Genomic DNA, 13,434 nt, shown 5'->3' with positions numbered 1-13,434 from the left:
TCAGCCGGCCTTCACCTTCAGGACGATCTTCCCCACGGCCTGGCGCGACTCCAGCTCGCGCAGCGCCTGCGCGCCGTCCTCGAAGGGGAAGACGCGGCCCACCACCGGATTGACGAAGCCCTTCGCCGCGAGCGCCTCCAGGTCCCTGGCGATGTCGCCCGGCAGCTCCGGCGCCTGCATCAGGAAGGCGCCCCACGCCACTCCCACCACGGTGACGTTGCGCAGGAGCAGCCGGTTCACCGCGACGGAGGGAATCTGGCCGCTGGCGAAGCCCACCACCAGCAGCCGCCCCTCCGGCGCCAGCACCTTGAGGCTCTTCTCGAAGACGTCGCCGCCCACGGGGTCCAGCACCACGTCCGCGCCCCGGTCGTCCGTGGCCTCGCGCACGCCGGCCTGGAACTCCTTCAATAGGAGGACGACGTCCGCGCCCGCGCGCTTCGCCACCTCTCTCTTGCGCTCGTCGCTCACCACCGCCAGCACGCGCGCCCCGGCGCCCTTCGCCACCTGCACGGCCGCGGTGCCCACGCCGCCCGCCGCGCCGTGCACCACCACCGTCTCTCCCGGGCGCAGCTGCCCGCGCCGGTGCAGCGCGAAGTGCGCCGTGTGGTAGTTCATCACCACGCCCGCCGCCTGCTCGAAGCTCCACGCCTCCGGGATGGGGAAGGCCAGCTCCGGCGCCACCACGCAGGCCTCCGCGAAGCCGCCCAGGGTGAAGGAGAAGCCCATCACCCGGTCGCCGGGCTTCACCCGCGCCCCCGCCGGCGCGGCGCGCACCACGCCCGCCACCTCCACCCCCGGCACGAAGGGCACCTCCGGCTTCATCTGGTACTGGCCGCGGGTGAGCAGCAGATCCGGGAAGCTCACCCCGGCCGCCACCACACCAATGAGGACCCCGTCCCCGGCCTCCGGCTCCGGGACCTCCACCATCACCAGGCCCTCCGGCCCCTCCAGCCGCTGAAGCTGCAATGCGCGCATGTGTGTGTCGCCTCCTGGGCCCGGGACGCTAGCCCGCCTGCCCCGCCCTCCAGAGCCCCCGGGCTGTCACCGGTGACACGGGACCCACCCGGGTCGGGAATAAATGAGACGGCAATTTCTCCCCGCCGTTCACTCATTGCACGCATCCGCCGACAGGTGCTTCAACCATGAAGTAACCGCCTTTCCGGATTGAAGCACCAACCCCGTTCCCCGCGGGCTGCGTGAGTTCCTCCGTCATTTCAAGCAGTTGCGAGATATCTCGAAGCCTGAGAAACGATGCAAAAGTAGAAATCTCGCCTGTACTTGAAATACGCGCCTCTCTTGTGTCACAGTGCTTTCTAATCTTTCCCCTTAGGAGGATTGCATGTACGAGAAGCGAGTACGCGGCGCCCTGGGTGCCGCAGCCCTGTCCCTGATGGTTGGCGCTTGCACTGACGGCGCTCCCGCTGCGAACACGGAGGACGCCAACATCCAGAAGGCTTCCGCCAACCTGTCGGCGGGCCAGAAGGTCATCGCGGCGGACTCCGACGCGGTCCCCACCTTCCTCACCGGTTCCTTCGGTTCCGTTCCTGCTCCCTCCGCCATCCAGGGCATCGCGGCCCAGCAGCAGCTGGCGCCGGTGCTCGCGAACGTGGCGCCGCTGTTCCGCCTGAACGCGAACGACCTGTTCCTGAAGCGCGCCTACGTCGGCTTCGACGGTGACACCCACTTCCGTTACGGCGTGACCCAGAACGGCATCCTGGTTCAGGACGCCGAGCTGCGCCTGCACGCGCGCAACGGCTCCGTGTTCGCGGTGAACACGAACGCCCGTGGCGACCTGAAGGGCGAGCTGAAGGCCTCCATCGCGTCCGACGCGGCGATCGCGGCGGCCATCGGTGACCGCGGCTCCCCGGAGCGCGCGTCCTCCAACGCGGAGCCCCAGCTGGTCTACCGCCGCTCGGGCAACGAGCTCATCCTGGCGTACGAAGTTCGCGTCCAGGGCGAGCTGAAGGACACCACCCCGGTGGATGACTCCGTGTACGTGAACGCCAAGACGGGCGACGTCTTCGAGCGCGTTCCGCACATCCACTCCGCGAAGAAGCGCGAAGTGTGGGATCTGCAGCACCGCACCACGCCCTCCACGGCCGTCAAGGGCCGCTTCGAGGGTGAGGCCGCCGTCGCCGACCCGGTCATCAACAACAACTACGACCACCTCGGCACCGTCTACGACTGCTACAGCAACCTGTTCGGCCGTGACTCGTACGACAACGCCGGCCACCTGCTGAAGAGCTACGTGCACTACAGCAACAACTACGTCAACGCCTACTGGGACGGCTCCCAGATGGTGTACGGCGATGGCGACGGCGTGAACGCCTCCAACCTGGCGAACTCGCTGGACGTGACGGCGCACGAGCTGACGCACGCGGTGACGGAGTACGAGTCCAACCTCACCTACTCCGGTGAGTCCGGTGGCCTCAACGAGTCCATCTCCGACATCTTCGGCGCGGTCTGCGAGTGGTACGGCAAGGGCAAGGTCATCGACGAGGGCACCTGGATCGTCGGCGACGACGTCTGGACCCCGAGCATCCCGGGTGACGGCCTGCGCTACATGAAGAACCCCACGCAGGACGGGGACTCGCTCGACTACTACCCGGACTACGGCTCGGGCGTGGACGTGCACTACAGCTCGGGTATCTCCAACCTGGCGTTCTACCTGATGTCCCAGGGTGGCACGCACCCGCGCGCCAAGACGACCCAGGTCGTCAACGGCATCGGCTTCGAGAAGGCCGCCAAGGTCTTCTACAAGATCAACGCGGACCTCCTGACCGCGTCCTCCAACTTCGAGGCGGCGAAGACCGCGTCGGAGCAGGCCGCGACGCAGCTGGGCTTCACCGCGGCGGAGATCGCCGATGTCGGCAACGCCTGGAAGGCCGTGGGCGTGGGCGTGCCCGTGCCTCCTCCGGTGACCACGCCGATCGAGAAGGGCGTGCCCGTGACGGGCATCTCCGGCACCTCCGGCAGCAAGGTGTACTACTCGGTGACCATCCCCGAGGGCGCCACGGACGTGACCTTCACCATGTCCGGTGGCACGGGTGACGCGGACCTCTACGTCCGCAAGAACAACGCCCCGACGGACTCCCTGTACGACTGCCGTCCGTACAAGTCCGGCAACGCGGAGACCTGCACCTTCGCCACCTCCGGCGCGAAGGGCATCTGGTACGTGATGATCAAGGGCTTCACGTCCTACACGAACACCAGCCTGTCCGTGACCTGGAAGGGTGGCTTCGAGGACATCGGCAACGAGACCCGCATCGAGGGCCTCTCCGGCGTGCCGGGCTCCACCCGCACCTTCATCATCGACATGCCTGAGTTCAAGAAGGACTCCGGCATCAACACGCTGTCCATCGCGCTGGGCGAGGGCGAGGGCAACGCCGACGTCTACGTGCAGGCCGCTGCCGCTCCGACGTTCACGTCCTACCTGGGCCGTGGCGTGAAGGAGAGCGCGACGGAGAGCGTCATCCTGCGCAACATCCCGGCGGGCAAGTACTACATCACGGTTGTCGGTGTGCCGAGCCTGGTCGACACCGAGGTCGACGGCTACATCAACACCGTGTTCGCGGCCTCCTACAAGGTCAAGTAGTGCCTGAAGGTGTGGGGCGCGGCGAAGGTGCCGCGCTCCGCTCCTGAAACCCCGGGCTCCCGCCTCCTCGCGGGACCCGGGGTTCTTTTTTTGTCCCGCTTCAGCTCGCCGCGGGCGCCGCGGTGGGGACCCGGCGCATGGGCTGGGCGCGGCCGTAGGTGAGCGAGCGCCACAGCCACTCCACCGGGCCGAAGCGGAAGCGCCCGAGCCACCAGTGGCTGAAGGCCACCTGTCCCGCGAACAGGGCCAGGCACAGCAGCAGCGTGAGCGACGGCGGCGTGCGGCCCACGAGTCCCAGGCCCCAGCCGTTGAACACGCAGAGGCTCAGCACGGACTGCATGAGGTAGAGCGTCAGGGCCATGCGGCCCGCGGGCGTGAACACGCCCAGCACCTTGCGCCAGCGCTCCTTCTGGAAGAGCAGCGCGAAGGCCGCCGCGTAGCCCACGCCCAGGAAGAGGATGCCCACGTCCTTCGGGATGCGCATCCACAGCATCCACCCTGGCATGCTCGTCGCGCCCCGGTGCGAGAGGTTGATCGCCAGGACGATGAGCCCCATGACGCCGCCCACCCCCAGGCCCCAGGCGGCCAGCTTCCGCAAGAGCGGACGGTGGCGCTCCACGTCCTGCACGAGTCCCCGGCGCCCGGCCCACAGGCCCAAGAGGAAGCGGCCCAGGATGATGGACAGCAGCAACGGGCGGTTGGGGTTGGGGAGGCTGGCCCAGCCGTAGGCCGCGTTGGCCTGCTGGGTCATCACCACCGAGTCGCTGGACAGGCCGGTGAGGAACGCCGCGCGGCGCTCCGCCTCCTCCTCCCGCGTGGCCTTCTGGGCGCGCTCCGTCGCCGCCGCGCCGTCCAGCATCACCGGGAGCACCCGCTGCCCGATGGAGAAGCCGATGGGCACCACGAACAGGAACAGCGCCGCCCAGACGAGCACCGTCTTTTCGGAGCACTTGCGGAACGGCAGCAGCAGGAAGCCCACCAGCGCGTAGGTGGTGAGGATGTCGCCGAACCAGATGGCGACCATGTGGACCAGCCCGATGCCCAGCAGCATGAGCAGGCGGCGCCGGTACACCGGCACGATGGAGGTGCCCCGCTCTTCGGCGCGCGTCAGCTGCAGCGCGAAGCCCAGGCCGAAGAGGAGGGTGAAGAGGGTGACGAACTTCTGCTCGATGAGCAGCGCGAAGAGCGAATTGACCGTGAGCTCCAGCGGCGACGCGCCCAGCGCCAGGGCCTGCTCCCTGGGCAGGAGCAGCCGACCGTTGAACCAGTTCAGGCTGTTGGAGATGAAGACGCCCAGGAGCGCGAAGCCGCGCAGGGCGTCCAGGGCGTGGACGCGCTGCGCGCTTTCAATGGGACCGGCGGAGGGGGACTCGGACATGCCGGGCACTACACGCTGGCGTCCTTGGCAGCGTCAAATCAGTGCGCCGCGCGCGCCTCGCCGGCAGGGGCCAGGCGCATGGTCTGGACGCGGCCGTAGGTGAGCGAGCGCCACAGCCACTCCACCGGGCCGAAGCGGAAGCGCGCAAGCCACCAGTGGCTGAAGGCCACCTGCGCCGCGAAGACGCCCAGGCACATCAGCACCGTGCGCGACGGCGGCGTGTGACCCACGAGCCCCAGCCCCCAGCCGTCATACAGCCCGATGCTGATCACCGACTGCATGAGGTAGAGCGTCAGGGCCATGCGGCCCGCGGGCGTGAGCACGCCCAGCACCTTCCTCCAGCGCTCCTTCTGGAAGAGCAGCGCGAAGGCCGCCGCGTACCCGCAGCCCATGAAGAGGTAGCCCACCTCCCGCAGGGTGCGCATGCCCACCATCCACCCCGGCGGGCTGAGCTGCCCCAGGGGCCCGCCGCCGGGGACGTCCCGGTACATCAGGTTGAGCACCAGCGACAGGGTGGCGAGAGCGCTGCCCACGGCCAGCCCCCACGCCATCACCCGGACGAGCAGCTTGCGGTGGCGCTCCACGTCCTCCAGCACCCGGTGGCGTCCGGCCCACAGGCCCAGCAGGAAGCGGCCCAGGATGATGCACAGCCAGATGGGGCGGCCCGGGTTGGCCAGGTTCTGCCAGGCGTAGACAGCGTTGGCCTGCTGCGACGCCACCACCGAGTGGCTGGACAGGCCGGTGAGGAACGCCGTGCGGTGCGCGGCCTCCTCGTCGCGCGTGGCCTTGGTGGCTGCCTCCGCGGCCTCCTTGCCGTGCAGGAGCTCCGGGCCGTAGCGCTGCGCGATGGACAGCGTGAGCGGCAGCACGACGAAGAGCACGGCCACCCAGGTGAGCACCGTCCTGTCGGAGCGCTGGCGGAACAGGAGCAGCACGAAGCCCACCAGCGCGTACGTGCTGAGGATGTCCCCCACCCAGATGGCGAACATGTGGACCAGGCCCAGGCCCAGCAGCACGAGCAGCCGGCGCCGGTACACCGGCACGATGGACGTGCCCCGGCCTTCCGCGCGCGTCAGCTGCAGCGCGAAGCCCAGGCCGAAGAGGAGGGAGAAGAGGGTGACGAACTTCTGGTCCACGAAGAAGGCGTAGAGCGAGTTGACCACCGTCTCCAGGGTGGACGCCGTCAGCGCCTTCGCTTGTTCACGCGGCAGCAGTGACCGGCCGCTGAACCAGCTCAGGCTGTTGGAGACGAAGACGCCCAGCAGCGCGAAGCCGCGCAGGGCGTCCAGCAGGTGCACGCGCTCGGAGAGTTCGACGGGGCCGGCGGAGGAGGGCTCGGGCATGGCGCGAAGCTACACGCCCGCACCGGGCCGTGCCTTACGGCGCCGGGGAGGGTTTCTGCGGACCGGGAAGGACTTCGCGCAGGCAGCGCTCCAGGCCGCCCCGGTGGCGCCATTGCATGGGGTAGCCCAGGGAGACCTCCTCGAAGCGCACGCCGTCGCGCCACAGCGTGGCGGGCATGTGCAGGTGCCCCGTCACCACCACCTCCGCGCGGTAGCGCGTGTGCCAGTCCTCGGTGAGGCGCGTGCCGCACCAGATGGAGAAGCGCGGGATGCGCGGCAGCCGCACGTGCTCGTAGCGCAGCGGGTAGTGGTTGATGAGGATGGTGGAGCACTCCGGCGGCAGCCGCTCCAGCCGCGCGCGGGTGCGCTCCACGCGCGCGTGGCACCAGGCCTGACGGGTGGGGTAGGGCTCCGGATGCAGGAGCACTTCGTCCGTGCACATCAGGTCGTCCTCCCAGGCCCACTCCAGCGCCTTGTCCGCGGGCACGGTGTCCGGGCGGAAGGTGTAGTCGTAGCCCAGGAACATGGGGACGATGACGCGGGGCGGGCCCTCGCCGGGCCAGCGCGGATACGGGTCCTCCGGCGTGAGCGCGCCGTAGCGGTGGCACAGGTCCACCATGCGCAGGTAACGCGCCTCGCCCTTCAGCGGAGGCTGTTCGGAGGGCATGGTCCACAGCTCGTGGTTGCCCGGCACCCAGACGACCTGGCGGAAGCGCGCGGTGAGCGTGCGCAGCATCAGCTCCATGTCCGCGAGCGTTTCGCCCACGTCGCCGCCGACGATGAGCCAGTCGTCCGGACGTGGCGCGAGTGCGGCCAGCGCCTCGTGGTTCTCCTTGTGCCGCAGGTGCAGGTCGCTGATGGCGTAGAGCTTCATGGCGTGCGTGGGGAAGGCCCTACCTTAACGCTCCCCGCCGCGCACGCCATGGGAACGCCCGGCCGTCAGCTCGCCGTCAGCTCGCCGTCAGCTCGCCATCAGCTCAACGACGCCAGGAGCGCCAGCACCTGCTGCGGCGGCGCGGCGCGGTCCATCCAGGTGATGCCCTTCTCCCGCAGCCCGCGCGACGGGGGCTGCGTGGTGTGCAGCGCGCAAGCGGCGCGCGGATGCCGGGCGCGCACGCACGTGAGCAGGCACAGCCCGTCACCATCCGGCAGGCCGTAACCGCACACCACCACCGACGGCGCCGCTTCCCCCATCAACCGCTCCGCTTCGCGCACGCCCAGGGCGAAGCGCTTGTCTCCGGGCAGGTGCCTGGAGAGCCGACGCAGCGCCGCCAGCGCACGCGGATCCGCATCCACGAAGAGGAAGCTGGGAAGGGGGGTGGAGGGCTCTCGCATGAAGGCAGTGGGTGGTGCGGACAGGCTTGACGCAAGAGGTTGTGTCGCGAAAAGCCTACCCCGGAAGTTCTTGGAAGCCAACCTCTCAAGTCATATCGACATGGGCGAACCCGGTAGGTTAACGACCCCATGGAAAAGACCCTCGCATCCCGGCTCGGAGGCGCGGCCCGCGTCGCCCGCACCCGTCTGAACCTGACCCAGGCGGACGTGGCGGAGCGCATCGGCATCGCCAGTGAGGTCTACGGGCGCCTGGAGCGCGGCCACATGCTGCCCAGCATCCAGACCTTCCGCCGGTTGTGCGTGGTGCTGTCCATCTCCGCGGACGAGGCGCTGGGGCTCAAGCCGTCGCAGGACGTGAAGTGGGCCGCGGAGCCTCCGTCCGACTACGGCGAGTCCGCGGAGCTGCGCCGTCTCTTGCGCCGCGCGAAGCAGCTGGACCGGGGCTCCATCCGCATCCTCAGCGTGCTGGCCTCGCAGTTCAAACCCCGGAGCTGAAGGCGCTCCGGTGCTCATCCGGCCTTCGCCGCGCCGTCCCATCGCGCGAGCCGCTCCCTCAGTTTCCGGACGGAGGGAAAGCCGTTGAAGAGCACCACCTGCGGGTGATCCTCCAGCACCTGCCGCTCCGCCGCCTCCTTCGCCAGCGCGCGGTCCACGCCCAGGAGCAGCCCCGTGTCGGGACGCGCGCGCAGCTCCGCCAGCCGGCGTGACAGCGGCGCGGCGTGCCACGGGTGGAACAGCTCCAGCGCGACCTCCTGGCCCGTCTTCCGGTGGCGGAAGGTGAGGTCGGGCACGCACAGGCCCGCGGCGCCGGTGTGGCGGGGCAGGGGCGTCAGGTCCAGCTCCCAGGCCGCGTCCTCGAAGCCCTCCGCCAGCGCGGCCACCTCCGGCGGCACGTGACCCAGCGCCGCGGGCAGCGGGGACACCAGCGGATCCTCGTTGGAAAGCTGGAGCGTGGAGCGCTTGCGCGCGTCCTCCAGCACCGCGGACAGCTCCCAGCGCTCCAGGATGGGGACCACGGAGAGGAAGCTCGCGAGCTGCAGGCCGTACTTCTTCTGCAGGGCCAGCATGGCGCCGGGGCCCTCCACCTCCAGGGACCAGTCCTCGCCGTCGCGCCGCACCTCCGCCACCAGCCGGCAGAACTTCAACCAGCGCAGCAGCTTGCGCACGCGCAAAAGCTCCGGCGACCGCGCGCGCAGGGTGAGGCGCCGGGCGTTGAGCAGCGGCCCCTGCGCGAGCGCCAGGTTGTAGCGGTCCAGGAGCCCCTGCGGCGTGAGCGCTTCGCCGTCCCACCCGAGCAGCTTCCGGTTGCCGGGCAGGTCCGAGTAGAGCGCCTCGCGCGTGTCCGTCAGCGGCGCGTCCAGGGCCTCGGTGAGGCGCGCTTCGTAGGCCTCCATCGTGGTGTCCGGCGGAAGGGTCCGCAGCACCTTCGCGCCCACGAGCAGCGTGCGCCAGCGCGCCTCCGTGGCGCCTTCGCCCGCCTCGTCGAAGAGGAGCCGGTCGAGCAGCAGCTTCACCAGCCCGCGCGCGACCTTGGGGCGGCTGAACGCGCCGGCCTTGAGGCTGAAGGACTCCTCCACGTCGTCACGGCTCTGGCCCCGGAGGGTCTCCGCGTCCGCGAGCAGCTCCTTCGCGAGCGCCTGGAGGGACGGGTCGTGCGTCTTCACGAACGACGGCCGCAGGATGCCTTCGCGCACGCGCGAGGCGAGCAGCTCACGCGTCAGCATGCGGAGGCCTCCGGCGACGCGCGACGCGGGTGGGCGCGGGAGGAGCGCTCGGGGTGGCCGTCATGCGCTGGCATCGGGAGGGCCCTCCGGCTCCTGGTAGGCGCGGTGCTGCCTGCGTCTTTCACTGATGCCGCTCTCCGCGGTCTGCGCGGAGCACACCTCGTACAGGAGGGCGCGCTTGCCGGGGCGCTTTCGCAGGATGCGGCCCAGGCGCTGGACGTGTTCGCGCACGCTGCCGCTGCCGCTGAGCACCACGCCCACGCGCGCGTCCGGCACGTCCACGCCTTCGTTGAGCACCCGCGAGGTGAGCAGCACCGGCAGCTCCGCGCTGGCGAACGCGGCGAGCAGCGCCTTGCGCTCCGGCAGCGGCGTGTGGTGCGTGAGCGCGGGCAGGAGCAGCTTGCGCGCCAGCGTGTAGACCGTCTCGTTGTCGTCCGTGAAGACGATGACGCGGTCCTCGCGGTGCTCCAGGAGAATCTTCCAGAGCGCGTCCAGCTTGCCGCTGGAGGTGAGCGCGATGCGGCGCTGCTCCCGGTAGCCCCGGTACGCCGCGCGCCCTTCGTCGCTGCGCTGGCTCTGCGCCAGGAAGCGCGCCCAGCCCTCCGGCGACGCGAGCGGCACGCCCAGCTTCCGCACGAACGTGAGGTACCGGCCTCGCGCCTCGTCGTAGCGGGTCTTCTCGTCGGGCGTGAGCGGCACCTCGATGCGGCGGACTTCATAGGGCGCCAGGTACTGGCCCTGGAGCTCGTCGATGCCGGTGCGGTGCACCAGCGGGCCCAGGAGCTCCTCGCACACGCGCTCGCCGCCGTCCGCGCGCTCCAGCGTCGCGGTGAGCCCCAGCCGGTAGGGCGCGAGCGTCCCCTCCGCGATGAAGCGGTAGCTGGGCGCGGGCAGGTGGTGGCACTCGTCGCAGATGAGCAGGCCGAAGCGGTTGCCCGTGAACTCCATCTGCATCGCCGCGGAGTCGTACGTCGTCACCGTGAGCGTCTGCCGGTCGTTGACGCCGCCGCCCACCATGCCCACCGGGATGGCGAAGTGCTTCGCCAGCACACCCTGCCACTGCGCCATCAAGTCCAACGTGGGCACTACCACCAACGTGGGCCGCTTCACCCACGCGATGGCCAGCACCGCCAGCAGCGTCTTGCCCGCGCCGGTGGGCAGCTCCACCAGCCCCCGGCCTCCCGCGCGCGTCCAGGCGTCCAGCGCGGCGCGCTGATGTGGAAACGGCTCGATGGGCACCGCGAGGGGCAGCTCCGCCGGCTCGAAGCGCTTCGCGCGGTCCTCGTAGTGCAGCCCGCATTCGCGCAGGCGCAGGACGACGTCGCGGTAGTGCAGCGCGGGCGCGCGGAAGACGCCCGTGCGCCCGTCCTTCTGGAAGAGCGCGTGCAGACGCTCGTCGTCGGGCAGCGTCGGGGCCACCAGCGTGCCGCTGTCGTAGTGCAACTCGGTGAGGGGGGAGGGCAGGGGCTCGATGGCGGACGCTCGGGACTCTGGGGGAACCGACGTGGAGGGAGACTCGCGCGGGATGGGAAGTAGCGGGTTGGAAGGCGCGCCGCCACTCTGGCCCGCACGGGCGGAAGAAGCCACGGGCGCGGACGATTGGCTGCCTGGCGGCACGGCGTGCCTTCTGGACGCGGGGCGGATTGCTTTGAGGGGGGGCCGGGCGTTACCTGCTCCACTTATGCCCTGGACCCGCCCCGCCGCTGTTCGCCCTGTACCGCCCGCAGGTTGGAGTTCCGCATCCTTCCAGGCGTCGGCCCGCTGATGCGGGTCCTCATCGTCAGCCCGCATGCGGCGTCCCGCGCGCTGCTCAGCCGCTTCCTGGACGCGGAGCCGGACGTGGTGGTGTCCGCCACGGGCGAGCCCGATGACGCCTTCGCCTCCATCAAGGAGCACAAGCCCGCGCTGGTGGTGGTGGATCTGCGCCGTCCGGACGAGGACCACCCGTTGTTCCTGGGGCTTTTGCGCAAGCGGCACCCGTCGCTGCCGGTCATCTCGCTGGTGCCCGGCCGGCTGCGCATCTTCGACGGCCGCTCCGAGCGCGTGCGCGAAGCCCACGGCGACACCGCGGAGGCGCTGCACCACCTGATGGGCTCGGTGCTCCAGGCCACGCGCGACCTGCTGGCCCAGCACCTGCTGCGGATGTTGCGCCCGCCGGTGGGACGGGCCTGAGCCACCGCGCGACTAGAGGCGCAGCCGGTAGCCCAGGGCCGCGAGCACCGCGCCCGCGTTCACGTCGCCGGTGGTGAGGAAGTCCACCGGAGCGAAGTGGTACTTCGCCTCCAGGAATGCACCGCCTGGACCCAGCGGCAGCTCCACGCCCGCGAGCGCCTGGAAGCCCAGCCCGCCGCCGCTCTCCGACGCGGTGCTGTCGAACGACTCCACCGTGGCGCGGTGCAGGTACAGACCGGGGCCCGCGCCCACATAGGGCGTGAGCGGCCCGAACGCTCGGGGGAAGCGGAACACGGCGGACAGCTGGATGGCCACCTCGCGCTCGGCGAGCGTGTACGGCGACTCGATGGGCTGGCCCAGGTTGTCCAGCTGGGGCCCGCGCAGCGTCCCCGACGTGGAGGGCCGGTAGTAGTTCACCTCCAGCACCAGCGCGAGGCGCCGCTGGAGCAGGGGCGTGAGGTAGCCCACCTCGCCGCCCAGGAAGAGGTCGCCGCCGAGCGACGTGACGGGCTTGATGAAGCCCACCTTGGGCGCGATGAAGAGGGGGCCTCCGTTGTCCTTCTTGGAGGAGGGGGCGGCGGCCAGCGCCGCGGCCGCGAGCAGGGCGAGGGCGTTCATGGGGAGACGGTGAAGCCGGAGGACGCGGGGATGGTTCCGAAGGCACCGCTGGGGTCCGCGACGATGAACCCGTAGGTGCCGGGCACGATGCCGCCGGGACACGAGGGATCCGTGACGGGTCGCGAGTCGAAGCCCGAGCAGTTGGGCACGGTGGCGCGGAGCTGCGACGGGGGGACGAAGTCCACTTCGTACAGCGGGATGTTCACCGTCTGGCTGGGATCCGTCTTCACGGGCGCGACGAGGTACACGTCGTGGGTGCCTTCCGTGAAGGGCTGCGCTGCGCCGGACGCGGTGTTGGTGAGGGTGATGACCGTGTCGGTATTCGCGGGGCCGCTCGCGGGCGACACGGAGAGGTTGCCCAGCCGCGGATAGGTGACGGTGATCGCCAGGGGGCGCGTGACGGAGCAGCCCTCGGGGTTGGTGATTGTGAGCGCGTAGGTGCCCTCCGGCGTCGCGGGAGGCACTTCGGTTTCGATGCGCGTGTCGGAGACGACGGTGAGGGTGAAGAGGGGCTGATCCTCTTCGCCCTGGCGCTGAAGGACGATGAGCGGCAGCGCGTCCGAGCGGAAGCCTCTGCCTTCGATGACGAGGGGGCTGGCGGCGTTGTAGCGGAAGCCCCCGGGCACGGTGAGGCTCGTGATTTCCGGCGGCGGCACGACGCGCAGGGCGTCCTCGAGCTCGGAGGTGCCGCCCAGGGGGTTCGTCACGGAGACGGTATAGGCACCGGGAGGGAGCGTGTTTGACGGCGTGCTGTCGCGGGTGGGCAGGTCCATCCGCATGAGCTCGGTGCGCGCGAAGAAGAGGTGGTCCGCGGGGAGCGTGTAGTTGGCCGGGCCGCTCAGCGAGACCATGGGCAGCTCCACGGACGGCGTATCGGTGAGCGCGTCGCGGGGCACGGGGGTGAAGCGGCTGCCGATGAGCTCCAGGCGCCAACCCGTCGTGCCGCCACCGGCGTTGCAGGCGCGCGCGGGGGTGACGAGCCGCTGCCGTGGATTGATGAGGCCCTCGAGCTTCGGGATGGTGCCTTCGGTCGATTCGGAGCAGGCGACCAGGCTGAGCAGTGCTGCGGCGACCGGAAGGCGCACGGGTTCCTCCTTCATCCCGTCAACAAGGCTGTCACACGTTAGGCCGGGGCCCCGAAGGGTCAGGAGTTTTTTCCGGCTCCGAGCCCACAGACCGGGGCGACCAGCGGGGTGGCGTTGCGCAAGATGCCGATATCACACGGGAATATATCGCGGAGAAGCGGCGGCACGGCGAATGCTTAGGCAC

The 13,434-nt window shown here is 70.2% G+C and carries 12 protein-coding genes; 3 read left to right on the top strand and 9 right to left on the bottom strand.

What is annotated here, in order from left to right; translation table 11 throughout:
* Window positions 1-975, bottom strand: a complete 975-nt coding sequence (locus tag D7V80_RS24105; RefSeq protein WP_120590391.1) for an NADPH:quinone oxidoreductase family protein — start codon at window positions 973-975, stop codon at window positions 1-3.
* Between the two features lie 364 nt (window positions 976-1,339).
* Between D7V80_RS24105 and D7V80_RS24100 the strand changes: the two genes are divergently transcribed.
* Entirely contained in the window at window positions 1,340-3,595 is a 2,256-nt protein-coding gene (locus D7V80_RS24100) for a M4 family metallopeptidase (protein ID WP_120590390.1), read from the top strand.
* A 100-nt stretch (window positions 3,596-3,695) separates the two neighbouring features.
* Here the strand turns inward: D7V80_RS24100 and D7V80_RS24095 are convergent, their stop codons facing one another.
* The 4 genes from D7V80_RS24095 to D7V80_RS24080 form a co-directional block, all read right to left on the bottom strand.
* Window positions 3,696-4,973: a DUF418 domain-containing protein gene (locus D7V80_RS24095; RefSeq protein WP_120590389.1), complete on the bottom strand. Its 1,278-nt coding sequence runs from the start codon at window positions 4,971-4,973 to the stop codon at window positions 3,696-3,698.
* Between the two features lie 38 nt (window positions 4,974-5,011).
* Complete coding sequence (locus D7V80_RS24090) at window positions 5,012-6,316, bottom strand: DUF418 domain-containing protein (protein WP_120590388.1); 1,305 nt, start codon at window positions 6,314-6,316, stop codon at window positions 5,012-5,014.
* A gap of 34 nt (window positions 6,317-6,350) precedes the next feature.
* Window positions 6,351-7,190: a metallophosphoesterase gene (locus tag D7V80_RS24085; protein ID WP_120590387.1), complete on the bottom strand. Its 840-nt coding sequence runs from the start codon at window positions 7,188-7,190 to the stop codon at window positions 6,351-6,353.
* Window positions 7,191-7,288: 98 nt separating this feature from the next.
* A complete protein-coding gene (locus tag D7V80_RS24080; protein WP_120590386.1) occupies window positions 7,289-7,651 on the bottom strand; it encodes a response regulator in 363 nt (120 codons plus the stop codon).
* 129 nt (window positions 7,652-7,780) lie between these two features.
* On the opposite strand from D7V80_RS24080, the gene D7V80_RS24075 reads away from it, so the two are divergent.
* Window positions 7,781-8,146, top strand: coding sequence for a helix-turn-helix transcriptional regulator (locus D7V80_RS24075; protein WP_120528580.1), 366 nt, complete (start codon window positions 7,781-7,783; stop codon window positions 8,144-8,146).
* A 14-nt stretch (window positions 8,147-8,160) separates the two neighbouring features.
* Here the strand turns inward: D7V80_RS24075 and D7V80_RS24070 are convergent, their stop codons facing one another.
* On the bottom strand, window positions 8,161-9,375 hold the full coding sequence (locus tag D7V80_RS24070; protein WP_120590385.1) for a DUF790 family protein: 1,215 nt from the start codon (window positions 9,373-9,375) through the stop codon (window positions 8,161-8,163).
* Between the two features lie 60 nt (window positions 9,376-9,435).
* Window positions 9,436-10,839 (bottom strand): DEAD/DEAH box helicase, encoded by a 1,404-nt coding sequence (locus tag D7V80_RS24065; RefSeq protein WP_120590406.1) that lies wholly within the window; start codon window positions 10,837-10,839, stop codon window positions 9,436-9,438.
* A 297-nt stretch (window positions 10,840-11,136) separates the two neighbouring features.
* On the opposite strand from D7V80_RS24065, the gene D7V80_RS24060 reads away from it, so the two are divergent.
* The gene (locus tag D7V80_RS24060; RefSeq protein WP_120590405.1) at window positions 11,137-11,547 is read left to right on the top strand and encodes a response regulator; all 411 of its coding nucleotides are present in this window, start codon (window positions 11,137-11,139) and stop codon (window positions 11,545-11,547) included.
* A gap of 12 nt (window positions 11,548-11,559) precedes the next feature.
* Here the strand turns inward: D7V80_RS24060 and D7V80_RS24055 are convergent, their stop codons facing one another.
* Both D7V80_RS24055 and D7V80_RS24050 read right to left on the bottom strand, forming a co-directional pair.
* On the bottom strand, window positions 11,560-12,165 hold the full coding sequence (locus D7V80_RS24055; protein WP_120590384.1) for an outer membrane beta-barrel protein: 606 nt from the start codon (window positions 12,163-12,165) through the stop codon (window positions 11,560-11,562).
* The gene (locus tag D7V80_RS24050) at window positions 12,162-13,250 is read right to left on the bottom strand and encodes a hypothetical protein (RefSeq protein ID WP_147447201.1); all 1,089 of its coding nucleotides are present in this window, start codon (window positions 13,248-13,250) and stop codon (window positions 12,162-12,164) included. Before D7V80_RS24050 ends, D7V80_RS24055 begins: the two co-directional genes overlap by 4 nt.
* Between the last annotated feature and the right edge of the window lie 184 nt (window positions 13,251-13,434).

Origin of the sequence: Corallococcus sp. CA054B, assembly GCF_003611625.1 — a bacterium.
GTDB lineage: Bacteria > Myxococcota > Myxococcia > Myxococcales > Myxococcaceae > Corallococcus > Corallococcus coralloides.
The sequence above is the reverse complement of the archived record's forward strand: the minus strand, read 5'-3'. Positions and strand labels throughout refer to the sequence as shown.

Coding starts and splice junctions, on each gene's coding strand:
- D7V80_RS24075 (WP_120528580.1), top strand. CDS start 7,781: ATGGAAAAGACCCTCGCATCCCGGCTCGGAGGCGCGGCCCGCGTCGCC.
- D7V80_RS24090 (WP_120590388.1), bottom strand. CDS start 6,316: ATGCCCGAGCCCTCCTCCGCCGGCCCCGTCGAACTCTCCGAGCGCGTG.
- D7V80_RS24085 (WP_120590387.1), bottom strand. CDS start 7,190: ATGAAGCTCTACGCCATCAGCGACCTGCACCTGCGGCACAAGGAGAAC.
- D7V80_RS24095 (WP_120590389.1), bottom strand. CDS start 4,973: ATGTCCGAGTCCCCCTCCGCCGGTCCCATTGAAAGCGCGCAGCGCGTC.
- D7V80_RS24070 (WP_120590385.1), bottom strand. CDS start 9,375: ATGCTGACGCGTGAGCTGCTCGCCTCGCGCGTGCGCGAAGGCATCCTG.
- D7V80_RS24105 (WP_120590391.1), bottom strand. CDS start 975: ATGCGCGCATTGCAGCTTCAGCGGCTGGAGGGGCCGGAGGGCCTGGTG.
- D7V80_RS24080 (WP_120590386.1), bottom strand. CDS start 7,651: ATGCGAGAGCCCTCCACCCCCCTTCCCAGCTTCCTCTTCGTGGATGCG.
- D7V80_RS24055 (WP_120590384.1), bottom strand. CDS start 12,165: ATGAACGCCCTCGCCCTGCTCGCGGCCGCGGCGCTGGCCGCCGCCCCC.
- D7V80_RS24100 (WP_120590390.1), top strand. CDS start 1,340: ATGTACGAGAAGCGAGTACGCGGCGCCCTGGGTGCCGCAGCCCTGTCC.